The organism is Sphingomonas ginsenosidivorax (genome assembly GCF_007995065.1).
GTDB lineage: Bacteria > Pseudomonadota > Alphaproteobacteria > Sphingomonadales > Sphingomonadaceae > Sphingomonas > Sphingomonas ginsenosidivorax.
The window spans coordinates 2,168,431-2,193,501 of the sequence record NZ_VOQR01000001.1 but is presented as its reverse complement, the minus strand read 5'-3'; the positions used below and the strand labels follow the sequence as shown (position 1 = coordinate 2,193,501).

The 25,071-nt window shown below is 67.7% G+C and carries 15 protein-coding genes; 6 read left to right on the top strand and 9 right to left on the bottom strand.

Annotation, left to right across the window (positions count from 1 at the left end; all coding sequences use genetic code 11):
• Nucleotides 1-13 precede the first annotated feature (13 nt).
• The 6 genes from FSB78_RS09845 to FSB78_RS09820 all read right to left on the bottom strand — a co-directional run bounded on the left by FSB78_RS09845 (nucleotide 14) and on the right by FSB78_RS09820 (nucleotide 5,642).
• A complete protein-coding gene (locus FSB78_RS09845; protein ID WP_147082290.1) occupies nucleotides 14-952 on the bottom strand; it encodes a D-2-hydroxyacid dehydrogenase in 939 nt (312 codons plus the stop codon).
• Complete coding sequence (gene cysS / locus FSB78_RS09840) at nucleotides 949-2,376, bottom strand: cysteine--tRNA ligase (protein WP_147082288.1); 1,428 nt, start codon at nucleotides 2,374-2,376, stop codon at nucleotides 949-951. The genes FSB78_RS09845 and cysS overlap by 4 nt, the downstream gene beginning before the upstream one ends.
• A gap of 89 nt (nucleotides 2,377-2,465) precedes the next feature.
• On the bottom strand, nucleotides 2,466-3,302 hold the full coding sequence (locus FSB78_RS09835; protein WP_147082286.1) for a hypothetical protein: 837 nt from the start codon (nucleotides 3,300-3,302) through the stop codon (nucleotides 2,466-2,468).
• A 142-nt stretch (nucleotides 3,303-3,444) separates the two neighbouring features.
• Nucleotides 3,445-4,002, bottom strand: a complete 558-nt coding sequence (gene rpsI / locus FSB78_RS09830) for a 30S ribosomal protein S9 (RefSeq protein WP_147082284.1) — start codon at nucleotides 4,000-4,002, stop codon at nucleotides 3,445-3,447.
• Entirely contained in the window at nucleotides 4,002-4,481 is a 480-nt protein-coding gene (gene rplM, locus FSB78_RS09825) for a 50S ribosomal protein L13 (protein ID WP_147082282.1), read from the bottom strand. The genes rpsI and rplM overlap by 1 nt, the downstream gene beginning before the upstream one ends.
• A gap of 123 nt (nucleotides 4,482-4,604) precedes the next feature.
• Complete coding sequence (locus FSB78_RS09820) at nucleotides 4,605-5,642, bottom strand: COX15/CtaA family protein (protein ID WP_147082280.1); 1,038 nt, start codon at nucleotides 5,640-5,642, stop codon at nucleotides 4,605-4,607.
• 61 nt (nucleotides 5,643-5,703) lie between these two features.
• On the opposite strand from FSB78_RS09820, the gene FSB78_RS09815 reads away from it, so the two are divergent.
• Nucleotides 5,704-6,168 (top strand): Fur family transcriptional regulator, encoded by a 465-nt coding sequence (locus tag FSB78_RS09815; RefSeq protein ID WP_147082278.1) that lies wholly within the window; start codon nucleotides 5,704-5,706, stop codon nucleotides 6,166-6,168.
• 151 nt (nucleotides 6,169-6,319) lie between these two features.
• Here the strand turns inward: FSB78_RS09815 and FSB78_RS09810 are convergent, their stop codons facing one another.
• On the bottom strand, nucleotides 6,320-6,856 hold the full coding sequence (locus FSB78_RS09810; protein ID WP_147082276.1) for a GNAT family N-acetyltransferase: 537 nt from the start codon (nucleotides 6,854-6,856) through the stop codon (nucleotides 6,320-6,322).
• 66 nt (nucleotides 6,857-6,922) lie between these two features.
• Here FSB78_RS09810 and dxs point away from each other — a divergent pair, with 66 nt between their 5' ends.
• The 3 genes from dxs to glpK all read left to right on the top strand — a co-directional run bounded on the left by dxs (nucleotide 6,923) and on the right by glpK (nucleotide 15,362).
• Nucleotides 6,923-8,848 carry a 1-deoxy-D-xylulose-5-phosphate synthase gene (dxs, locus tag FSB78_RS09805; protein WP_147082274.1) on the top strand — a complete coding sequence of 642 codons (1,926 nt, stop codon included), beginning with the start codon at nucleotides 6,923-6,925 and terminating at the stop codon, nucleotides 8,846-8,848.
• A gap of 152 nt (nucleotides 8,849-9,000) precedes the next feature.
• A complete protein-coding gene (locus FSB78_RS09800) occupies nucleotides 9,001-13,851 on the top strand; it encodes a Calx-beta domain-containing protein (RefSeq protein ID WP_147082272.1) in 4,851 nt (1,616 codons plus the stop codon).
• Between the two features lie 44 nt (nucleotides 13,852-13,895).
• A complete protein-coding gene (gene glpK, locus FSB78_RS09795) occupies nucleotides 13,896-15,362 on the top strand; it encodes a glycerol kinase GlpK (protein ID WP_147082270.1) in 1,467 nt (488 codons plus the stop codon).
• Nucleotides 15,363-15,497: 135 nt separating this feature from the next.
• On the opposite strand, the gene FSB78_RS09790 is transcribed toward glpK, so the two are convergent.
• Nucleotides 15,498-17,963 carry a PhoX family protein gene (locus FSB78_RS09790; RefSeq protein ID WP_147082268.1) on the bottom strand — a complete coding sequence of 822 codons (2,466 nt, stop codon included), beginning with the start codon at nucleotides 17,961-17,963 and terminating at the stop codon, nucleotides 15,498-15,500.
• 53 nt (nucleotides 17,964-18,016) lie between these two features.
• Nucleotides 18,017-20,413 carry a TonB-dependent receptor gene (locus FSB78_RS09785; protein WP_147082266.1) on the bottom strand — a complete coding sequence of 799 codons (2,397 nt, stop codon included), beginning with the start codon at nucleotides 20,411-20,413 and terminating at the stop codon, nucleotides 18,017-18,019.
• A gap of 163 nt (nucleotides 20,414-20,576) precedes the next feature.
• Here FSB78_RS09785 and FSB78_RS09780 point away from each other — a divergent pair, with 163 nt between their 5' ends.
• Together FSB78_RS09780 and FSB78_RS09775 are read left to right on the top strand one after the other, a co-directional pair.
• Nucleotides 20,577-22,229: an alkaline phosphatase D family protein gene (locus FSB78_RS09780; RefSeq protein WP_147082264.1), complete on the top strand. Its 1,653-nt coding sequence runs from the start codon at nucleotides 20,577-20,579 to the stop codon at nucleotides 22,227-22,229.
• 114 nt (nucleotides 22,230-22,343) lie between these two features.
• Nucleotides 22,344-24,872, top strand: a complete 2,529-nt coding sequence (locus tag FSB78_RS09775; protein ID WP_147082262.1) for a glycoside hydrolase family 3 protein — start codon at nucleotides 22,344-22,346, stop codon at nucleotides 24,870-24,872.
• Nucleotides 24,873-25,071: the final 199 nt, after the last annotated feature.

The following is a 25,071-nucleotide window of genomic DNA, read 5'->3' as shown; positions in this document are numbered from 1 at the left end:
CTGGGGTGACGGTTTAGTATCCGGCTGCGGGGTCGGTGACGTTCTTCATCGCTTGCCCGGCGAGAAACGCGGTCAGGTTCTCGAGGAACAAGGCGGCGCCGCGCGTGAACATCGTCGTCTGGCTGCGCCCCGACAGATGCATCGTGACGATCGCGTTGGGCGCGGACCAGAGCGGGTGATCGGCGGGCAGCGGCTCGGGGTTGGTCGGATCGAGAAACGCACCGGCGATATCGCCTGCCTTGAGCGCGGCGACCAGCGCATCGTCGTCGATCATGTCGCCGCGCGCGATGTTGACCAGCCAGGCGGTCGGCTTCATCGCGGCCAGCTCGGCGGCCCCGATCACCGCCTTGGTCGACCCCGTCGACGGCGCGGCGAGGATCACCCAGTCGAACTCGCCGAGTCGCGAAGCCCAGGCGTCGGGCGTCAGCGTGCCGTCGCGGCCGCTGCGCGTCACCGCGGTGACGTCGACGCCGAACGCGGCCAGCCGGTCGCCGATCATCCGCCCGATCGTGCCATAGCCGACAATCAGCGCGCGGCTGCCCGACAGCACCGTCTTGCCCGGCGCGTCCTTCAGCCATTCGCGGCGGTCCTGCGCGCGGACGATCTGGTCGAGGCGCTTGGCGGCAACCAGCACGCCCATCACTGCATATTCGGCGACGGTCTCGGCGTTGAGCCCCGACCCGTTGGTCAGGATCGCACCCTTTTCGCGGACGATGTCGAGCGGGAACGCGTCGAGCCCGGCATAGATGGTCGACACCCATTTGAGCTGCGTACCGGCTGCGCGCACCGCATCGCGGATCAGGCCCTGCGGATGGAAATCGACCCAGGCGATGTCGGCGTCCGCGATCATCGCCTTCGCTTCGTCCGGCGTGGTGAACCACGCGACGTCTAGGTCGGACGGCAGTTTGGTGTCGAGCAGCGGGCGGGCGAGCGCGGGGAGCACGGCTTTCATGACAGTTTCCAATCCCAGGCGAGCGCGTCGCCGTCCATGACCTCGACCCCGGCGGCGACCAGCGTGTCGCGGATCGAGTCGGAGCGCGCGAAATCCTTCGCGGCGCGGGCGTCGCGGCGTTCGGCGAGATGCGCTTCGATCGTCGCTTCGTCGATCGTCGCGTCGACGGGGCGGACGCGCAGGTCCTCGCGGCGGAGCGTCAGCAGGTCGAGACCGAGGACCGCGTCGAAATCGGCGAGCGCCGCCAGCCGGTCGGCCGGGGACACGCGCTTGTCGCCCAGCAGCTCGTCGAGGATCGGCAGCGCCCGCGGCGTGCCGAGGTCGTCCGACACCGCCTCGTCGAGCCGGTCGCGATACGCCGCCGCGCTGCCCGACGGGCCGCCAGCGGGGCGCGCATGCAGCGCGTCGACCGTGATCGCGAGCCGCTTGAGCCGCGTCGTCGCCGCCGCCAAATTCTCCCACGAGAATTCCAGCTCGCTGCGATACTGCGCCTGCAGGCACATCAGCCGATAGGCGAGCGGGTGGAAGCCGCGGTCGACCAGCGTCTGCAGCGTCGTGAAGTCGCCGCCGGATTTGCTCATCTTCCCCGAGCGTTCGACCAGGAAGTTGTTATGCATCCACAGGTTGGCGCCGGTATCCGCGCAGGCGCAATCTGCCTGGTTCTGCGCGATCTCGTTGGGGTGGTGGATCTCGCGGTGGTCGATCCCGCCGGTGTGGATGTCGAACTGCGCGCCCAGATATTTCTTGCTCATCACCGAGCATTCGAGATGCCAGCCGGGTGCACCGCGGCCCCAGGGCGAGTCCCATTCCATCTGCCGGTTCTCGCCGGGCTGCGAGGTGCGCCAGATCGCGAAGTCCTGCGGGTGGCGCTTGCCGGCGACGGGGTCGATGCGGCCTTCGCCGACATCGTCCTGCGAGCGCGCCAGCTTGCCGTAGTCCGGAACGGTCGTCGTATCGAAATACAGGCCGTCGGGCAGCTGGTAGCAATGCGCGTCGGCGATGCGCTCGGCGAAGGCGATCATCTCGGGCACGTGATCGGTCGCGAGCGGGAAGCGCGACGGTTCGCGGATGTTGAGGTCGCTCAGGTTGCGCTTGAACGCGTCGGTGTAATGCCGTGCGATCGCCCAGATATCCTGGTTCGCGGCGCGCGCGGCGGCCTCCATCTTGTCGTCGCCGGCGTCGGCGTCGGAGGTCAGGTGGCCGACGTCGGTGATGTTGACGATGTGGGTGAGGTCGTACCCCTTCCACGTCAGCACGCGCGACAGCGTGTCGGTGAAGACGTACGCGCGCAGGTTGCCGATATGCGCGTAGTTGTAGACCGTCGGCCCGCACGAATAGATGCCGACCTTGCCCGGATGGATCGGCGCGAACGCCTCGAGTTGGCGGGTAAGGCTGTTGTAGAGCGTGAGGTTGGTGCCGGTCATGCCGCGAGCCTTAGCGGGGTGCGGGGCAGGGGGCAAAGGGCTGCAGTGTCCGTCGTCACCCGACGAGACATGACCGTGCCAAGGATGGATCAAAACGGTGGGGGAATAGCCTTGATAAAGCGGATGGTCGTGATCCTGTCGCCATCGAGCACGATCCCCGCAAGCCACTCACCGCCCGCGAAAATGGTCACCGCTTCAAGCGCCCTTCCCGTCGCATCGTGCAAATCGGCCACCGTCAGCAGGTTTTCGTCCCAGGCCTTCGCGTAGGGCCTGATCATGGTGATGCTCGAGATCGGAAACTTCTGCAGCGCGACCCGCCCGTTCACGATCGGCGTGATCGCCTCCTTGGGCAGGCCGCGTGCTTCGGATGGAAGCTTGTTGACGTAATCGCGCATCGACCGCGCGGCTTGGTCGTCAATCGTAACCTGTGGTCGCCGATCTGCACCCCGGCGCGAACGGTCGAGCAGGCGGATCACGGCAAAGCTGCGATCCGCCAGGGTGGGGTCCAGCTGAAAGAATTCATGGTGTCCGGCTTCGCATTTGATCGCGCGGTTCGTACGCTCTGCCCATCGATACAACGCGGTCGAAGATGCGGTTTCGGCTGGTGCCGGCGGCAGTTGGCCTCCTTGGGGCAAAACCGGTCGCAAGGTGACGGTCACCTTGTTCTTCCGACAAAACCCCGATCCGGCCATCAATTGCGCGGCGGTATAGAGCCTGATCTCGCTCGCCACGGGCGTGCCGGGGAAGGGAAGCGGGCCCATCCCCTCCGGACCGACGCTGGCTTCCACGATGGCGGGATGGCCAGGTGCGAGCACCGTATCGCCGAGTTGCGCGGCGCTCATTTGCCGCGCGCGTTCCAGCGAGAGGGGAGGGCCGTCGCGGCGCACCTCTATCGGCGCCGTCACCATCAGCAAGACCGTCAGCATAGCCTCTCCCGGGATGTCCACGGATCGACGCGCCGGAGGCGCTGTCGCGATGACGATAGGGCTGGCCCCCGGCGAACCCCAAACGAAAAAGGGCGGCCCGTTGCCGGACCGCCCTCTTCGTACGCGATACTGTAAAAGCGGTTTAGCGCTTCGAGAACTGGAAGCTGCGACGGGCCTTCGCCTTGCCGTACTTCTTGCGCTCGACGGTACGGCTGTCGCGGGTCAGGAAGCCTGCCGCCTTGACCGGTGCGCGCAGGATCGGCTCGAACTTGGTCAGCGCCTGGCTGATGCCATGCTTGACCGCGCCGGCCTGGCCCGAAAGGCCACCGCCCTTGACCGTGCAGACGACGTCATAAGCGCCATCGCGCTCGGCGATCGTGAACGGCTGGTTGATCACCAGACGCAGAGTCGGACGGGCGAAATAGGTTTCCTGATCGCGGCCGTTGACCGTGATCTTGCCCGAACCCGGCTTGATCCAGACGCGTGCGACGGCGTCCTTGCGGCGACCGGTCGCATAGGCGCGGCCCTGCTTGTCGAGGATCTGCTCGCGCAGCGGCATCGGCTCGCGGACCGGCTCGTTCGAGACGGGTGCCTGGATGTCACCCTCGGCGGCCGGAACCGTCTGCGCGGTCGGTGCTGCCGGGGCGGGCTGGTTGGTCAGGCTCGCGAGATCGGCGAGCGACTGGCGGTTGTCGGACATCAGTTGCCCACCTTGTTCTTGCGGTTCATCGAGCCGATGTCGAGGACTTCGGGGTTCTGGGCTTCGTGCGGATGCTCGGTGCCCTTGAAGATGCGCAGGTTGCGCATCTGCTCGCGGCCGAGCGGACCACGGGGAATCATGCGCTCGACGGCCTTTTCGAGAACGCGCTCCGGAAAGCGGCCTTCGAGGACCTTGGCGGCGGTGATGCCCTTGATGCCGCCGGCGTAGCCGGTATGGCGGTAATAAACCTTCTTCGCGGCCTTGTTGCCCGTGAAGCGGACCTTGTCGGCGTTGATTATGATCACGTTGTCACCGCAGTCGACATGCGGGGTGAAGCTGGTCTTGTGCTTGCCGCGCAGGATGTTGGCGACGATCGACGCCATGCGGCCGACGACCAGACCTTCGGCATCGATGATATGCCATTTCTTCTCCACCTCGAACGGCTTGGCCGACTTGGTGGTCTTCATGAGCGCCTTCATGGGCGTTGGACCTTCCAGATAGAATGCAAACGCGCCGGTCCGAAGACCAGCGCGGTTGCGGGCCTAATGTTCAAAGGGCGCCGATAAGTCAAGCTTTCCGCCGCTTTGCTGACGGGTATCATGTTACCCGTGGGCTGGGCGGCCGATCGCGTGCGCGGCGAAGACCGCCGAAACCAGCAGGAGCGCCGCGTTCGCCTGGTGTGAGACCGCGACATGGATCTGCACGCCGGTCATCAGCGTGGCGATCCCGAGCATGACCTGCAGCGTGACGAGGCCGACGACCCAGAAGCCCGCCTGGCTGCCCGCCTTGGTCGCGGCGACTGCGAGCCAGAGCAGCCCGGCGGCGGCGGCGAATGCGAACCAGCGGTGGATGAACTGCACGACCACCGGATTGTCGACCGCGTTGGTCCAGCCGGGCGACAGCATCGGCGCGCCCGCGGGGAACAGCGCGTCGCCCATCAGCGGCCAGCTCGCAAACGCATAGCCCGCATCGAGCCCTGCGGTGAACGCGCCGTAGACGAGCTGGACGAACAGCAGCGCGAGCGCGACGATCGCCGGAGTCGCGAGCCGCGCGGGGGCCGCGAGCGGCGAGCGGTGCAGCGCGATCAGGTCGAGCGCGGTCCACACGATCCCGGCGAGCGTCACCAGCGCGGTCATCAGGTGGACGGCGAGGCGGATGTGGCTGACGTCGGTACGCACCGCGAGACCCGACGACACCATCCACCAGCCGATCGCACCCTGCAGCGCGCCGAGCGACAGCAGGGCGGTCAGCCGCCAGCCATAGCCGGCCGGAATGCGCTTGCGGATCGCGAACCAGATCAGCGGCACCGCGAAGGCGAGCCCGATCGTCCGCGCCAGCGCGCGATGGAGATATTCCCAGAAGAAGATCGCCTTGAACCCGTCGAGCGTCATGCCGCTGTTGAGCTGGGTATATTCGGGAATGCGCTGGTAGTTGGCGAACTCGGCCTGCCACTGCGCCGCGGTCAGCGGGGGAACGATGCCGGTGATCGGCTTCCATTCGGTGATCGACAGGCCCGAATTGGTCAGCCGGGTGATCCCGCCGACGACGACGATGCCGACGATCATCGCCGCGACCGCGAACAGCCAGATCGCGACGGCACGGGGACGGACCTTGATGAAGGCGGCGCTGGGCTGGAGCATGCCGCGTACATAGGCGAGGCGCCGGCTTGTTGCCAGCGGCGCGCGGCCTTAAGTTCGCGGCATGGCAACAGTGCACAAACACCGCGAACCGCAGGGCGACGACCTGACCACCGCCGCGCGGACCGCGCTCGAGAAATCGGGCGAGCAATGGACCGCGATGCGTGCGAGCGTGTTCGGCGCGCTCGCCGGGTTCGACAAGCCGGCCAGCGCCTATGACATCGCCGAGGCGGTCTCGAAGGTGGAAGGGCGCCGCGTCGCCGCGAACAGCGTCTACCGGATCCTCGACCTGCTGGTGGCGGCAAACGTCGCGCGGCGGGTCGAAAGCGCCAACGCCTATGTCGCCAACGCACACCCCGATTGCATCCACGATTGCATCTTCCTCGTCTGCGACAAATGCGGCCAAACCACGCATATCGACGACGACCCCGTCACGCAGGGCGTCCGCCGCGCGGCCGAAGCGGCAGGATTCGCGCCGGTCCGCCCGGTGATCGAGGTCCGCGGCGTCTGCGCAGCGTGCGCGGGGTGAGGGGCTCCGGCTCCTCTATCCTCCCCCGCCAGGGGGAGGTGGCAGGCGAAGCCTGACGGACGGGGCGGAAAGGGCGACATCGGTTCCGTGTCCGCCCCCTCCGTCGCCTTCGGCGCCACCTCCCCCTGGCGGGGGAGGATCGAGGGTCTGTCTAGCCCAGCCTCTTCCCCATCCGCACCATCGGCACCGGCACATCCCCGGGCGTCGCGATCCGCTCGATTGGTTCATAGCCGCACGCGCGGTACAACGGCTCGCCCGTCAGCGTCGCCATCATTTCCGCCCGGGCATACCCAGCGTCGCGCGCCGCCGTCTCGCACAGCGACAAAATCAATCGTCCGATCCCGCGCCGCGCCCGGTCCGGGTCGGTGTACATCGCCCGGATCCGCGCCGCGTCGGTCGCCGGATCGAGCAAGGCTGCGTCGCGCAGCGACACGCTATGATCGCCGCCGTACAGAGTCGCTCGCCGGCTCCACCCGCCGCAGCCGACCAGCGCGCCATCCGAATCATGCACGACGAAATACGTCCGGTCGGCGATCAGCTGGGTATCGAGTCCCATCACCGCGCGGCTCGCGACGACCTGCGCCGGCGTCAGGAACGCGTCCTGCAACCGGTCGATCGCGCGCGCCATCAGCGCAGCGATCGCGGGAATGTCCGCCTCGGTGGCGGGGCGGTACGTGAGCGCGTCCATCGGGCGATCGTACCGCGATAGTCGGTAACAATCGACACGTTCCATCACCTGGTTTATGCCGGGCCGATGTCCGATTTCCCCGCAACGCCGCTGCTCGACACGGTCACGTCACCCGCCGACCTCCGCGACCTGAAGCCAGACCAGCTCCGCCAACTGGCCGACGAGCTGCGCGCCGAGACGATTTCCGCGGTGGGCACCACCGGCGGTCACCTCGGTTCGGGGCTGGGCGTGGTCGAGCTGACCACCGCGATTCACTACGTCTTCGACACGCCGCGCGACACGTTGGTGTGGGACGTCGGCCATCAATGCTATCCGCACAAGATCCTGACCGGGCGCCGTGACCGCATCCGCACGCTGCGCCAGGGCGGCGGGCTGTCGGGCTTCACCAAGCGGTCGGAAAGCGAATACGATCCGTTCGGCGCGGCGCATTCGTCGACGTCGATCTCGGCGGCCCTGGGTTTTGCAACCGCGAACAAGATCGCGGGCAAGCCCGGCAAGGCGATCGCCGTGATCGGCGACGGATCGATGTCCGCGGGCATGGCCTATGAGGCGATGAACAACGCGCAGGCGGCGGGCAACCGGCTCGTCGTCATCCTCAACGACAACGACATGTCGATCGCACCGCCGGTCGGCGGGCTGTCGGCCTATCTCAGCCGAATCGTGTCGAGTCGCGGCTTTCTGGGCCTGCGCGAGCAGCTGAAGCGGCTCGCACGCAAGCTCCCGCGGCCGTTCGCCGAGGCGGCGCGCAAGACCGACGAGTTCGCGCGCGGCATGACGATGGGCGGCACGCTGTTCGAGGAACTGGGCTTCTATTATGTCGGCCCGATCGACGGCCACAATCTCGAGCATCTGATCCCGGTGCTGGAAAATGTCCGCGATGCCGAGGAAGGCCCGATCCTGGTCCATGTCGTGACCAAGAAGGGCAAGGGCTATGCCCCCGCCGAGGCCGCCGCGGACAAGTATCACGGCGTGCAGAAGTTCGACGTGATCTCCGGCATCCAGACCAAGGCGCCCCCGGGCCCGCCGCAGTACCAGAACGTGTTCGGCGCGCAGCTCGTCAAGGAAGCCGCAACCGACCCGCGGATCTGCGCGATCACCGCGGCGATGCCGTCGGGCACCGGGCTCGATCCGTTCGCGAAAGCCTATCCCGACCGCTTCTTCGACGTCGGCATCGCGGAACAGCACGGCGTGACCTTTGCCGCAGGTCTCGCCGCGCAGGGGATGCGCCCGTTCTGCGCGATCTATTCGACCTTCCTGCAGCGGGCCTATGACCAGGTCGTCCACGACGTCGCGATCCAGAACCTGCCGGTCCGCTTCGCGATCGACCGCGCCGGGCTGGTCGGCGCCGACGGCGCGACGCACGCCGGGTCGTTCGACATCACTTATCTGGCGACGCTCCCCAATTTCGTCGTGATGGCGGCGGCGGACGAGGCCGAACTGGTGCACATGACGCACACCGCGGCGCAGCACGACAGCGGCCCGATCGCGGTCCGCTATCCGCGCGGCAACGGCACCGGCGTCGCGCTGCCCGAGACCCCGATGCTGCTTGAGATCGGCAAGGGCCGGATGGTTCGCGAGGGCAAGACGGTCGCGATCCTCAGCCTTGGCACGCGGCTCGAGGAAGCGCTCAAGGCCGCCGACGTGCTCGAGGCCAAGGGCCTGAGCACCAGCGTCGCCGACCTCCGCTTCGCCAAGCCGCTCGACGAGGCGCTGATCCGCCGCCTGCTCGTGACGCACGAGGTCGCCGTGACGATCGAGGAGGGCGCCGTCGGCGGTCTCGGCGCGCATGTCCTGACGCTGGCGTCGGACGAGGGGCTGACCGACGGCGGGCTCAAGATCCGCACGCTGCGCCTGCCCGACACGTTCCAGGACCAGGACAAGCCCGAGGTCCAGTACGCCCAGGCGGGACTCGATTCGGATGCGATCGTCGACACCGTGCTCAAGGCATTGCGGCACAACCGCGCGCCGCTCTCGGACATCGCCAGCGCCTGAGAATTCGGTGACGACGCAATGACGTCACTGTCACGAATCTGTTGCATCCTGCTGCCATGTCGCGGGAATGATGGCGCATTCGCGTGATTGCGTTTGCGCGTCTATCCGATTCGGCCGCGGGGCCGACGAGTGCAGACAGGGGTTCTAGTGGCATGGCAAATTTGGGTGATATCGCGATCGTCGGCTTCGGCGCGGATACGGGCGTCAAATCCTTCTCGTTCGTGATTCTCGCGGATCTCTCGGGGCAGACGATCAACTTCACCGACAATGGCTGGCTGGCCGCGGGCGGGTTGCGCACGAACGAAGGCACCATGTCCTACACCGTCCCGGCGGGTACCGCGATCGGCACCGTCGTCACGATCTCCGGGCTGACGGGGGCGTTCAACCCGTCGACGGCGGGCGATCAGATCATCGCCTACACCGGCGACGCGACCGCCCCTAATGTGCTGTTCGCAGTCGATTTCGCCGATGGCAACACGACCTATGCGGCCGACGCGACCAACACCAACACCTCGGCGGTCCCGACCGGACTGACCTTTGGCGAGACCGCGCTCGCCTTCGCCGCCGACAACGCCGCCTATACCGGCCCGCTGACCGGCACGCGCGAGGAGATCCTCGCCAACATCGCCAACGAATCACTCTGGACGCAGAACGATACCGCGGGCGTCCCTTATCCGGCGAACTTCACCGTCGGCGGAACCGCCGCAGTCGGTAGCGTCTCGATCGCCGACGCCAGCATCACCGAGGGCAATGCCGGCACCAGCACGATCGAGTTCATCGTGACCCGCGCCGGGGGCAGCGCGGGCGCAGTGACGCTCGACTATGCGGTCACCGCGGGTACCGCCGATGCCGCCGACCTGACCGGCGCGGTCACCGGCCAGGTGTCGTTCGCCGACGGCCAGACCGAGGCACGGATTTCTGTATCGGTGGTGGGCGACACGCAGTTCGAACCGAACGAGACCTTCTCGGTCACGCTGTCGAACGCATCGGCAGGTACGATCACCGACGGCGTCGCGACCGGCACGATCGTAAACGACGACACCGACCCGACGGGTGTCACGCTGTCGATCGCCGATGCGTCGGTCGTCGAGGGCAATGCCGGCACCACCGCGCTGACGTTTACGGTCACGCGCGACGGCGTGACGACCGGCGCCGCCTCGGCAAGCTACGCGATCGTGCTGAACGGCACCGCAGGCGCCGATGATCTCGCGTCGCAGCCGCTGACCGGCACGGTCAGCTTTGCCGCTGGTGCGACTACCGCCACCGTCATCGTCCAGGTCGCAGGCGACGTCCGCCCCGAGGGCAACGAGACGTTCAGCGTGACGCTGAGCGACCCGGTCGGCGCGACGTTGGCCGATCCGACCGCGACCGGCACGATCCGCAACGACGACGTCGCCAACGTCTTCATCAACGAGATCCATTACGACGACGCCGGCACCGATGCCGGCGAAGGCGTCGAGATCGCCGGCGTCGCAGGCACCGATCTGACCGGCTATTCGCTCGTCTTCTACAACGGCAATGGCGGCGGCGTGTACGCGACGCAGGCGCTCAGCGGCGTGATCGTCGACCAGGACGACGGCTATGGCACGCTCGCCTTCGCGGGCCCCGCGGGCGGTATCCAGAACGGCTCGCCGGACGGCATCGCGCTGGTCGGCCCCGGCGGGTCCGTGGTGCAGTTCCTGTCCTACGAAGGGCCGATGACCGCGACCGCGGGCGCGGCCGCCGGCATGACCAGCATCGATATCGGCGTGTCCGAGGAGGGCGTCGCGGAGGGCTTCTCGCTGCAGCTGACCGGCGACGGGTCGAACTATTCGGACTTCAGCTGGGCACAGGCGCAGCAGAACACGTTCGGCGCGCTCAACACCGGCCAGAACTTCCTGTCGGCGACCTCGCCGGGCTTCGTCCGGATTGCGGACGCGAGCGTGCAGGAGGGCAATAGCGGCATCACGCAGATGGTCTTCACCGTCACGCGCGCAGGCGGCGGCGCGACCGCCGCATCGGTCGACTACACGCTCCATCTGAACGGGAATGCCGACGCATCCGACCTCGTATCGGGTACGCCGATGTCGGGAACGGTCACGTTCGCGGCGGGCGTCTCGTCGCAGCAGATCGTCATCGGCGTCGTCGGCGACACCGTCGGCGAGCTCAACGAGACGTTCGGAATCGACCTCGGCAACGCGGTCGGCAACATCACGATCTCGGACGGCACCGCGGTCGGCACGATCGTCAACGACGACCCGCTGACGCTCGGCATCTACGACATCCAGGGGGCAGGGCATCGCTCGGCCTATGTCGGGCAGCTCGTCACAACGACCGGCATCGTCACTGCGGTCGACAATAACGGCTATTACATCCAGTCGCAGGTCGGCGACGGCAACCGCGCGACGTCGGATGCGGTGCTCGTCTTCACCTCGACCGCCCCGACCGTTCGCGTCGGCGATCTGGTCAACGTCAGCGCCACGGTGTCCGAATTCGTCGGCGGCGTCGGATCGCTGAGCGTCACGCAGCTCTCCAACCCGACCAACGTGACGGTGGTGTCGCAAGGCAACGCGCTGCCCGACGCGATCGTGATCGGTGCTGGCGGCTTGTTGCCGCCGAGCGAGGTGATCGACGACGACGGCTTCACCTCGTTCGATCCCGCGACCGACGGCATCGACTTCTACGAGAGCATGGAGGGCATGCGCGTCACGATCGAGACGCCGCAGGTGGTCGCCGCGACCAACGCGTTCGGCGAGACCTATGTCGTCGCGTCGGCAGGTGTCGGTGCGACCGGGCTCAACGCTCGTGGCGGCATCACCCTGTCGGCAGGCGACGACAATCCCGAACGGCTGCAGATCGATGCCGACAGCGACCTGTTCGCCGGCTACGCGCCGTCGCACACGCAGGGCGACGTGCTGAGCAACGTCACCGGCATCATGAACTACGCCTTCTCCAACTATGAAGTGCTGGTGACCGAAGCCGTGACCGTGTTGCAGGACGTGGCACCGCCGACGCGCGAGACCACGACGCTGGTGGGCGATGCCGATCACCTGACGATCGCGAGCTTCAACGTCGAGAATCTCGATCCGGGCGATGGCGCGGTGAAGTTCAACCTGCTCGCCAACGAGATCCGCTACGCGCTCGGCGCGCCCGACATCATCGGGATGCAGGAAATCCAGGACGCCGACGGCGCCGGCAACGGATCGAACCTGTCGGGCCAGGTCACGGCGCAGGCGCTGATCGACGCGATCGTCGCCGCCGGCGGTCCGACCTACACCTATGTGGAGGTCGCGCCGACCACGGCCAACTCGACCGGTGGCGAGCCGGGCGGCAACATCCGCAACGGCTATCTCTACAACGACGCCCGCGTCGATTACATCGCGGGCAGCGCGGTGACGGTCGGCGGTTCGGCCTATGTCGGCACGCGCTCGCCGCTCGCCGCCGACTTCCTGTTCAACGGGCAGAAGGTCACTGCGATCAACGTCCACTTCACCTCGCGCGGCGGATCGGACGCGGCGTTCGGCGATACGCAGCCTGCGGACCAGGCTGGCGACGGCGCGCGCACCGCGCAGAACATGCAGCTGCGGACCTATGTCGACGGGCTGCTCGCCGCCGACCCGGCGCTCAACGTCGCGATCATGGGCGACTTCAACGGCTATTATTACGAGACCGGCCAGCAGGCGCTGACGGCAGGCGGCGTGCTGACGAACCTCTACACGCTGCTGACCGAGGAGGAACGCTACTCCTATCTGTTCGAGGGCAACGTCCAGGCATTTGACAACATCATCGTGACCGGCGGGCTGCTGAACGGCGCGCAGTTCGACGTGGTGCACTACAACGCCGAGCAGCCCGATTCGGCGGGTCGCGCCACCGACCATGACCAGGTCGTCGGCCGCTTCGCGCTGCCTAGCATCATCAACGGCACCGCGGGCGACGACACGCTCAACGGCACCGCGGGCAACGACACGCTCAACGGTCTGACCGGGAACGACACGCTGTACGGGCAGGGCGGCAACGACACGCTCTATGGCAACCAGGGTAACGATACGCTCTACGGCGGTGTCGGCAACGACACGCTCTATGGTGGCCAGAACAACGACACGCTGTTCGGCGATGCCGGCGACGACGTGCTGTACGGCAATCTCGGCAACGACGTCCTCAACGGTGGCACCGGCAACGATACGCTGGTCGGCGGCGACGGCGACGACATCCTGTACGGCAACCAGGACAACGACACGCTCGATGGCGGCGCGGGCGACGACCAGCTCTATGGCGGGCAGGGCGACGACTCGCTCAGCGGCGGTGCGGGCAACGACGTGCTCGAAGGTGGCAAGGGGATCAACGTCATCGCCGGTGGCGACGGGGTCGATGTCGCCGGCTACGCCAACGCCGCAGCCGGTGTCACCGTCTCGCTGTTGCTGCAGGGGCAGGCTCAGGCCACCGGCGGTGCCGGCACCGACACGCTGTCGGGGATCGAATATCTCCTCGGCTCGAGCTTCGGCGATACGCTCACGGGCGATGCGGGCGCCAACATCCTGTTCGGTGCGAACGGCAACGACACGCTGAACGGCGGGTTCGGGATGGATACGCTGGTCGGCGGCGAGGGCGACGACATGCTGTTCGGCAACCAGGACGGCGACGCGCTGCTCGGCGGGTTCGGCAACGACACGCTGTACGGCGGGCAGGGCAACGACACGCTGCTCGGCGAGCTGGGCAACGACGTACTGGTCGGCGGCCTGGGCTCCGACACGCTGTTCGGTGGTGCGGGCGCGGACATCTTCCGCTACATGCAGGCGGCGGACTCGACGGTCGCGGGCCGCGACCTGATCGTCGACTTCGAGACCGGGGTGGACCGGATCGACCTGCTCGCGGTGCGCACGGGGGCGGCGGATTCGTTCACCATCACCCACAGCGGCGGGCTCAGCTATGTCGACGTCGATCTCGGCGGCGACGGCACGCTGGACCTGCATATCGGCTTCGTCGGCGAGCAGGTCGTTGCCCCGACGGACATCCTCTGGGCGTAAGAGCAAGCCTGCGATAGGGACGACGGCGTACAAGGAGAGCGCCGTTGTCCCACATCCTCGCGATCGATCAGGGCACGACGTCGACGCGCGCGATCGTGTTCGACGATCGGGCGCGGGCGGTGGCAACCGCGCAGACCGAACTTGCGCAGCGTTACCCCGAACTCGGCTGGGTCGAGCATGATCCCGAGGATATCTGGCGCGACACGCTGGGGACAGCCCGACAGGCGATTGCCGAGGCGGGCGTGCCGATCACCGCGATCGGGATCACCAACCAGCGCGAGACGGTGGTGGTCTGGGACCGCGCCGACGGCGTCGCGATCCACCCTGCGATCGTGTGGCAGGACCGCCGGACCGCCGATCTGTGCCGCGATCTGAAGGCCGACGGTGCGGAGGCGGAGGTCCGGGCGCGCACGGGGCTGCTGATCGATCCCTATTTCTCCGCGACCAAGCTTGCCTGGATCCTCGATGCAGTACCCGGCGCCCGCGCGCGGGCCGAGCGGGGCGAACTCGTCTTCGGGACGATCGACAGCTTCCTGCTGTGGCGGCTGACCGGCGGCGCGGTCCATGCGACCGATGTCACCAACGCCGCGCGCACGCTGCTATACGATATCCGCGAGCAATGCTGGGACGCCGAGCTGTGCCGGCTGTTCCGCGTGCCGATGGCAATGCTGCCCGACGTCCACGACAACGCGCATGTGTTCGGGACCACGACCTGCTTCGGCGCGCCGATCCCGATCGCGGGGATGGCGGGGGACCAGCAGGCGGCGCTGTTCGGCCAGGCGTGCTTCGCGGCCGGCATGGCCAAGTCGACCTATGGCACCGGCTGTTTCATGCTGCTCAACACCGGCGAGCAGGCGGTCGCGTCGGACCACCGGTTGCTGACGACGCCTGCCTATCGGTTGGACGGGCGGATGACCTATGCGCTCGAAGGTTCGATCTTCGTTGCAGGGGCGGCGGTCAAATGGCTGCGCGACGGAATCGGCGTCATCACCAGCGCACACGAGACGCACGACATGGCGACGCGGGTCCCCGACAATCACGGCGTCTACATGGTACCGGCGTTCGTCGGACTGGGCGCGCCGCACTGGGATCCGGACGCGCGCGGCGCGATCTTCGGGCTGACGCTGGGCGCGACGCAGGCGCATCTCGCGCGCGCGGCGCTGGAAGCCGTGGGGTACCAGACGCTCGATCTGGCCGAGGCGATGGTCGCGGACGGCGGCGCGGTGCCGGCGGCGATGCGCGTGGACGGCGGGATGGCCGCGAACGACTGGCTGTGCCAGTTCCTGGCGGACATGCTGCAGGTGCCGGTCGAGCGGCCGGTGCATCTGGAGACGACGGCGCTGGGCGCGGCGTTCCATGCCGGGCTCGCGACGGGGATGTGGTCGGGGCTGGACGCGCTCGCGCGGACGTGGCGGCAGGGGGCGGTGTTCACGCCGATGATGGGCGGAGCGGCGCGTACCGCGCTGACCGCAGGGTGGCGCAGCGCGGTACAAAGGACGCTGTCCGCCTGATCCTCCCCCGCCAGGGGGATGTGGCGCCAACGGCGACGGAGGGGGAGGACACGGAGCCGCCGTGGCGTTCCCGCCTCTTCCGTCACGCTACGCGTGCCGCCTCCCCCTTGCGGGGGAGGATCGACACGTGGAGCCTTACAGCCCGACCACACCCCCGTCCGCCTTGGTGATCACCACCGTCGCCGAGCGCGGGCGCTGTCCGGCGGCGGCGACCGACTGGTTGGCTGGCCAGTTGCTGGTCGGCGCGTTGGGGTTGGTCGCGTTCTCGCCGGGATGCTGGATGTTGAGGAACAGCGAGCGGCCATCCGGAGTCGAATGGATGCCGGTGATCTCGCACTCCTTGGGCCCGACGAGGAAGCGGCGCAGCGAGGCACCCGGCGCCTTGCCGATCCGCGTCGTGACCGTGCTCGTCGCCCCGCCCAGCGTGTTGGTGACCGACCGGGTGGCCCCGTCGTTCACCGTGCCCGGGATCGCCGCCAGCATCATGCAGTTGGTGACGTCAGTGTAGGCGCCGTCATCGGTCTGCAGCCACAGGACCGGCGTGATCAACCCCGATGCGTTGCTGGGCAGCCCGAACCACATGCCGTCGGGCGACGAGAAGTCGTTGGTCGCGTCAAGGCCCGACAGGTTGATGTTGGCCGCGTCGAGATCGCTGCCCGCACCGAACGCATAGATGTCCCAGGCGAACGTCGTGGCTTCCGAGCTGTCGCCGCTTTCGCGCAGGCGGATGACGTGGCCGTTGACGTTGCCGGTGCCGGCGGCGCGTCCGTCGGTCTTCGGGTCGGTGTACGCACGCGGGTTGGACGCATCGACGCCCGCCGCGGTGCGCGACGCGTTGTTGGTCAGCGTGCAGTACATCTCGCCGGTCGCGGGATTAACCGCGGTCCATTCCGGGCGATCCATCTTGGTCGCCCCCAACACGTCGGCGGCAAGCCGGACGTTGGTCAGCACGTCGGCCTGGCTCGAGAACGCATAGGTCGCGTTGGCCGAGGTCAGGACCCCGGTATTGTAGACCAGGGGCAGCCACTGGCCCGATCCGTCGGCATTGAACTTGGCGACGTAGAGCGTGCCCGCGTCGAGATATTTGTCGCCCATCGCGAGGCGGTTGGCGTTGGTCGCGTCGGCGGCCGACCACGCTGCGTTCGACACGAACTTGTAGATATATTCGTTCTGCGCGTCGTCGCCCATGTAGAAGGCGGGCTTCACGCCGGCGATGGTGCGGCCGATCTGGCAACCCTCGTGGTTCATGCGGCCGAGCGCGGTGCGCTTGCGCGGCGTCGAGGCCGGATCGAACGGATCGATCTCGACCACCCAGCCATATTGGAAGATCTCGTTGCGGAAGTCGCCGGTGCCGTCGGCGGGCGCGCCGGCCTGCGCGGTGATGTTCCAGCGCGCATACAGCGTGCTGGTCGTGTCGGCGGGGGTGACGGTCGCCCAGCCGTAATTGCCGCCGGTGTTGCTCTCGGGCTTGCCGTAGCGGGTCAGCGAGGTGTTGGCCTTGACCCCGACCGCGCCGGTCGCGGCGCGACGTGCGGCGTCACCGACCTCGCGGCGGAAATAGCCGACCCAATTCTCTTCGTTGGTCAGGTAGGTGTTCCACGGCATCGTGCCGTTGGCACAGTTGTTGATCGTACCGCGGCCTGCAGTGCCGTCGGTCGAATAGCGCGTCTTCAGTGTATCGGCCCCGCGCACCGGCCCCGAGAAGCTCATCGGCGTCAGCGGCGTGATGCGACGGTTGAAGCTCGACGTCGGCGCATAGCTCCAGTCGGTCGCGCGGTTGACCTCGACCACCGACACGCCGTGGCACTCCATTTCCTTCAAGGCTTCGGCCTCGGGCCGGACGCCCGCGACCGTGGTCGGGCCGTTCGGGTGGAGATAGGCCTGCGTGATGTTCTCGTGGTTGAGCACGAGCAGCCCACGGGTGTTGCCGTTCGCATCGGGCGCGCCGGCGGCGGACAGGCCGAAATAGCTCATGCCGTCATGGTGATCGCCCGCACGGCGCGCGAAGTTCGTGTCGGTGCCATTGTTGGCATAGGCCGAGACGCCGCTCGCGATCGGATCGCCCAGCCGGTACAGCACGGTGACATTATAGCCGGCCGGCACCGCCACCACGTCGGCGAGGCTCTTGGGCACGGCGGTGAAGCCGAGCGAGGCGCCGCCGATCGTGACCGTCGTCTCTGCGGTGGTTGTGCCGCTCGCCGCGGTCGCGGTGAAGCGGAACACCAGGGCGGTGCCGTTCGCGACGCCGGGCGCGATGAAGCTCGCGGTCGCGGTATTGGCGTTGGTCAGCGCGACGGTCGGGCCGCTCACCTGGGTCCAGGCGACGCTGTCGACCTGGCCGATCGCGTTGCCGGTCAGCGTGACCGGGCGACCGGCGGCCGCATTGGCGCTCGACCCTGCGGTCACGGTGACCGGGCTCGACCCGTTGCCACCGTCGTCGTCGCAACCGGCGAGCAGCATGCCGCCGAACACCGCGGCGGTCGCGGCGCTGAGGCCGCCCATCAGCGTCTGGCGGCGCGAATAGCGGACCTCGATCAGGTCGTTCAGATGCGGGTTGGCGCTGCGATTGGTATCGATGTTGCCGTCGGTATAGTCGGTCATGATGGGTCCCCCCGGGGCGTGGTCAAAAGAATGTCGGTGAAGGGTGTCGCGCGTCAGAACTTCGCGCCGAGTTCGACGCCGTAGAAGCGCGGCTCGCCGGCGATGTAGGTCGGGATGCCGAAGCCGCCGCCGGTATTGCCGGCGTCGATCAGATACTTCTTGTTGGTCAGGTTCCGCGCGAACCCGCCGATGCTGTAGCGACCCTGCGCCAGCTCGATCCCTGCACGCAGATTGACGAGCGTGTAGCCGGGCGTGCTGATCGCCGGGTTGTTCGGCAGCTCGAAGAACACTTTGGTGCGATAGGTGACGCTCGGCGTGGCGTAGAGCGTGGCGCCGCCGACCGGCAGGCGGAGGATCGCGCCGCCCGATGCCGTGGTCTTGGGCTGCAGGCGGAACTGGTCGCCCGCGAACACGCCGTTCGAGGCTTCGTCGCCGATCCCGCCGTCGATGTACGCGAACGCGCCGAACAGCGAGAGATAGGGCGCGAGGCGGAGGTTGCCCTCGAGCTCGACGCCCAGATTGTTCGCCGACCCTGCGCTGCGCGTCGTCGTGACGCCGTTCTCGGTGACCGAGACCTGGAAGCCGTCATAGGTCTGGTAGAACACCGATGCGGCGCCGCTCAGCGGCCCGACTTGACCCTTGATGCCGCCCTCGTAGTTCCAGACCTTCTCCTGCGGCACGATCGCCAGGTTCGGACCGACGCCGAACGCGGTGGCGCGGGCGGCGAGCTGGACGACCGGCGAGCGGCGGCCCTTGCTGATCGTCGCGTACAGGTTGATCTGGTCGTTCAGCTTCAGCAACGCGTTGAAGCGCGGCAGCAGCGCATAGAAGCTCTTCTCCGCGACGAACTTGTTGCCGTTGGTGTTGGCGGTGCCGAGCAGGCTGGTGCGCACGCCGAGTGCGGCGAGCAGCTGCGAATTGGGCTGCACCGACGAATAGCCCGACTGGCGATCCTCGATCAGGACGCGCGCGCCGGCGGTCAGTTCGAGCGCGGGGGTCGGGATCCAGGTCGCGTCGGCGAACATCGAATAGGTGTCGTTGTTGCCGTAGTTGGTGAACTCGGAACGATACGGCACTGCGGTCAGGCGACCGCCGCTCAGCACCGCGGTGGCGCGCGTCGCGGGGATCGTGCCGTTGGCGGCGACGCAGTTCGTGCCGGTCGGGATGCCCGCGGCATTCAGTCCGGCGCGGACCTGCGCATAGGCGGCGGCGACCGAACAGGCGATATAGGTGCCTTCCTCCGTCGCGAACGGCACGCGCTGGAAACCGTTCTCGAAGAACGCGTTCCAGCCGACCGAGGCGCGGTATTTCGGTCCCTCGAACGCGAAGCGGCTTTCATGGCTCCACTGGTCGCCCTTGGCGTCCTCGGCGAATTCCAGATAGGCCGCGGGTCCGCCGTCCGCGTCGAAGATCTCGAGCGCGTCGAACCGGCGATAGCCGTTGACGGTGGTGAACGTGATCCCCGGCGACAGGTCGACCGCGACGGTCAGGTTGGCGTCGTAGACGTTGCGGTCGAGGCCCAGCTTGCGCGCACCGAGTGCGCCCAGGCTGTCAGGCGATCCCGACAGCTCGGCATAGCCATAATCGCCGGTCTGGCCGCCGGTCGGCGCATGCGCGCGGCTCTTGAACGCGGTGCCGGGGTTGCGCTGGCCGTCATAGGTGAGGACGAGGTCGGCGGTGACGCTGTCGCTCGGGCGGAACCGCAGCGACCCGCGCAGCCCGCGCTGGTCCTGGCCGTTCAGATCGTCCTGGTCGACGCCGCCTTGGTTCTGGTTGGGGACGTTGGCGTCGCCCGCGATGTTGCGGACATAGCCGTCGCGGTATTTGTACGCGAAGGCGAGACGCCCGGCGATGACGTCGTTGCCGGCATTCAGGAAGCCCGACACCTGGGTGCGGTCGTAATTGCCGTACGACCCGTTGATCGCGCCCGAGACGCCCGCTTCGGGGCGGGCCGAGATCACGCTGATCGCGCCGACCGCAGCCGCCGTGCCGAACAGCGTCGCCTGCGGGCCCTTCACGACCTCGATCCGCTCGAGGTCGTACAGGTCCTGGTACGCACCGCGCGAACGGCTGATGTCGATGCCGTTGTAGTAAAGCGTGACGCGCGCGCCCTGCTGCGCCGAGCCGTTGTCCGAGGTGATGCCGCGGATCACGAAACCCGGGTTGTTCGCGCTCTGCTCCTGGATCTGCAGCCCGGGAATGAACTGCGCGACTTCGGTCAGCGAGTTGACGCCGATCGCCGCCATCCGCTGACCGGTCAGCGCGGTGACGGTGACCGGCACGTCCGCGATCCGCTGCTCGCGCTTCTGCGCGGTGACGACGATCTCCTCGCCGGTCTCCTGGATCGCCTGTTCGGACGTGTCCGGTGCGACGCTGGCCTGCGCCAGTGCGCTCGTCGAGCTAGTGGCTGCGAGCGTCGCCAGTGCGAGCCGCGTGATCGATCGTGTCATGAAATCCCCCGTTCCGTTGCGGGGTCCCTAGGCACCACGCGTGACGATACGGTGTCGAAACGATGAACGATGAATGACGCGTATGTGACTCGCATGTCACATCGCTGCCACGCGGCTGTAGCGATTGCGGATTAGCGGACGGGTTCATTCCAAGGGGCCCTTCATGACCATCAATCGCCGCGACGCGCTCACCCTCATCGGGTCGGGGGCGGCCATTACCCTGCCGGCACTGCCGCTCGCGGCCGCGACGACCGCGGTCCGGTTCGACCACGGCGTTGCCAGTGGCGATCCAGCCGCCGACGGCGCGATCCTGTGGACCCGCGCGACTCCTGCGACCGGCACCGCGGACGTCGCGCTCGACTGGCACGTGGCGGAGACCGCGGACGGCAAGCCCGTCCGATCGGGCCGCGTGAAGGCGCGCGCCGCGCGCGACTTCACCGCGAAGGTCGAGGCGACCGGGCTGCAACCGGGACGCGACTATCATTACTGGTTCACCAGCGGCACCGACCGCTCGCCCACCGGTCGGTTCCGCACGCTGCCAAAGGGCGGGGTCGCCGACGTCGTGATGGCGGTGGTGTCGTGCCAGCTCTACGGCGGCGGCTTCTTCAACGCTTACGACTCGATCGCCAGGCTCGACCGCCTCGACGCCGTCCTCCACCTCGGAGACTATATCTACGAATACGGCCCCGACGGTTTCGGCGCCGACGTCGCCAGGAAGATCGGGCGCATCGTCGAGCCCGCGCACGAGATCCTGACGCTCGCCGACTATCGCGCGCGCCACGCGCAGGTGAAGCGCGACGCCGACATGCAGGCGGCACACGCGCGCGCCGCGTTCATCTGCGTCTGGGACGATCACGAGGTCGCCAATGACGACTGGATGGGCGGCGCCGAGAACCACGATCCCAGGACCGAGGGCGACTGGAAGGCGCGCAAGGCGGCGTCGATGCAGGCCTATTTCGAATGGATGCCGATCCGCGATCCGAAACCCGGCCAGCCCTGGGAGGCGATCAACCGCAGCTTCGACTTTGGCGATCTGGCGACGATCGTGATGGTCGAGACGCGGCTGCTCGCGCGCAGCAAGCAGGTCGCGAGCAAGGGCGAGGGCATCGCGCCTGCCGATTATGCGCCGATGATGGCGGAGCGCGCGCAGCCCGAGCGCGAACTGCTCGGGCCCGCGCAGCTCGGCTGGGTCGAACGCACGCTTGCAGCCTCGGTCGCGGCGGGCAAGCCGTGGCAGGTGCTCGGCAACCAGGTCGTGATGGCCAGGGTCGCCGGTCCCGATCTCGAAAAACAGATGGGGGCGGAAAAGTTCGGTGCGATGATGGCGAAGCTGCCGGCGATGTGGCGCGACCGGCTCGCCGCCGGAATCGCCTCGTACCGGGCGGGCCTGCCGTTCAACTTCGATAGCTGGGACGGGTATCCGCCCGCCCGCGAGCGGCTCTACGCCGCGTTCCGGCGTGCGAAATCGCGGCCGATCGTGCTGTCGGGCGACAGCCATGCGGCGTGGGCGAACGACCTCCACGACGCCGCGGGCACGCTGGTCGCCGCGGAGTTCGGCGCGACCGCGGTGACCAGTCCGTCCTACGGATCGCTGCTTCCCGGCATCGGCGCGCACATCGCCGACGCCAATCCGGAAGTCCGGTTCTGCGACCAGGACCACAAGGGCTATCTGCTGCTGACGCTGACCCCCGACCATGCGACCGGCGAGTTCCGCACTGTGTCGACGGTGCTTGCCAAGCCGTTCCAGACGGCCACCGCCCGGCGCTTCCGCGCGATCGCGGCGCGGCCCGACCAGCCGCTGGAGGATCTCGGCTGATCGATCGGCTTTCGATGTGACCCGCACGCGAGGGGCGATAGTCGTTGACGCGGACGTGGCGATCCGTTCCAACCGCCGCCAAGCCTGCGCGTGACGGGTCACAGGGAGAGCAAGATGCGGATAACCATTTCGGTCGCGACGGTGTTGGCGATGCTGGGCACGCTCGCCAGCGCACAGGACGCGCCGCTCTCGCCGGTCGCGCATCCCGAACTCTGGCCCAAGGTCCAGAGCCGCCCCGCGCTCGACCCCGGCGTCGAGGCCAAGGTGACCGCAATGCTGCGCGCGATGTCGATCGAGGACAAGGTCGGCCAGATCATCCAGGCCGACATCGCGACCGTGAAGCCCGCCGACCTGCTGACCTACAAGCTCGGCTCGGTGCTGAACGGCGGCAATTCCGCCCCCAATAGCGACGAGCTCGCGCCGCCCGCCGAATGGCTGAAACTCGCCGATGCGTTCTACGATGCGTCGATGACGCGCAGCGACGGGCGGCCGAAGATCCCGGTGATCTGGGGTACGGACGCGGTCCACGGCAACAACAACATCGTCGGTGCCACGCTGTTTCCGCACAATATCGGGCTCGGCGCCGCGCGCGATCCGGCGCTGATGGAATCGATCGGCCGGATCACCGCGAAGGAGACCGCGGCGGCCGGCCTCGACTGGAGCTTCGCACCGACGCTCGCGGTGGTGCAGGACGATCGCTGGGGCCGCACCTACGAAAGCTATTCGGAAGATCCCGCTCTGGTCGCGAGCTATGCCGGCCCGGTGGTCAGCGGTATCCAGGGCAAGGTCGGCACCGCCGACTTCCTGGGGCCGGCGCATGTCATCGCGACGACCAAGCATTTCCTCGGCGACGGCGGTACCGGCGGGCGCGACCAGGGCGACACGAAAGTGCCCGAGACGGTGCTCCGCGACGTCCACGGCGCCGGCTATCCGCCCGCGATCGCGGCGGGGACGCTCAGCGTGATGGCCAGCTTCTCGAGCTGGAACGGCGCCAAGATGCACGGCAATGCCAGCCTGCTGACCGATGTGCTCAAGGGGCGGATGGGGTTCAACGGCTTCGTCGTCGGCGACTGGAATGCCCACGGCCAGATCCCCGGCTGCACCAACGAGAGCTGCGCTGCGGCGATCAACGCCGGGCTCGACATGTTCATGATGTCGGGCGACTGGAAGAAACTCTACGCCAACACGCTGGCGCAGGCGAAGTCGGGCGAAATCAAGCCGGCGCGCCTCGACGACGCGGTCCGCCGCATCCTCCGCGCGAAGATGCTCGCGCACAGCTTCGACATGGGGCGCCCGTCGACGCGTCCGTTCGCCGGCAAGTTCGACCTGATCGGATCGGCCGAAGGGCACGCCGTCGGGCGCCAGGCGGTGCGTGAATCGCTCGTCCTGCTCAAGAACGACGGCAATGTGCTTCCGCTGAAACCCGCCGCCAACATCCTCGTCGTCGGCAAGGCGGCGGACACGATCGCGCAGCAGGCCGGCGGTTGGTCGATCACCTGGCAGGGCACCGACGTACCGAACTCGGGCTTCCCCAACGCGACCTCGATCTGGAAGGGTATCGACCAGGCGGTCCGCGCGGCCGGCGGCACGGCGACCTACGCCGCCGACGGCGCCTATGCGACCAAGCCCGATGCCGCGATCATGGTGTTCGGCGAGACGCCCTATGCCGAGTTCATGGGCGACCGCCCGACGCTCGAATACTCGCCCGGCGACAAGAGCGATCTCGCGCTGCTCCGCAAACTGAAGGCGGTGGGAATCCCCGTGGTCGCGGTGTTCCTGTCGGGCCGGCCGATGTGGGTGAATGCCGAACTCAACGCCGCCGACGCGTTCGTCGCCGCGTTCCTGCCGGGCAGCGAGGGCGCCGGCGTCGCAGACCTGCTGTTCGCCGACAAGGCGGGCAAGCCGGCCCACGACTTCCGCGGCAAGCTGTCCTTCTCCTGGCCCAGGCGCCCCGACCAATATGTCCTCAACCGCCGCGATGCCGGCTACGACCCGCTGTTCCCGTTCGGCTATGGCCTGACCTATGCCGACCATGTCGTGCTGCCGCGGTTCGACGAGACGCGTCCGGCGGGGATGGCGGTCGATTCTGGCGGCGTGTTCTTTGCCAAGGGCCGCGTGCCCGACGCCTGGAGCCTGTCGCTCGCCGAGGGGAGCGGATCGACCCGGATCGTCGGCAACACCGGTCGCAGCCCGGCGGGTGCGCTGACCGTCGCCGGTGTCGACCGCAACGCGCAGGAGGATGCACGTCGGTTCACTTGGTCCGGCGCACGCGAGGCCGATCTGCACATCGACCCCAACGCCCCGCTGGACCTGTCGCGCGAGGCGAATGGCGAACTGAGCCTCGTCGTCCAGTACCGCGTGGATGCTGCGCCAACGGCGGCGGTTGCGGTAACGATGGCTGGCGGGAAGGGTGCAACGGACACACCGGCAGCGGTGGCGGTCGGCGGCGTGCTTCGCGCAGCACCGGTCGGGCAGTGGCAGACTTTGGCGATTCCCCTCAAATGTTTCGTGACCGCAGGCCTCGACCCCGCGCGCGTGACGCAGCCTTTCGCCATGACGACGAGCGGCAGGCTGACGGTTTCGATTGCCGATGTTCGCGTGACGCGCGCCGATGTGCCGATGGACAAGTGCGGGGTGCGCTGAGGTACTGGCATCCGCATAACGGATACAGTAACTGCCGAAACGGCTACTCTGCTGCCTGACGCATTATACTAATCTAGATCTATCTATGTAGAATATCCGACCGACTCGATCATGGCCGTTTGACAAGCCTACAGTTTATGTTAGCCCTACCATCGCACAGTTCATCAGGGTGTGCGTAATCGTACAGACGGGCCGGAGA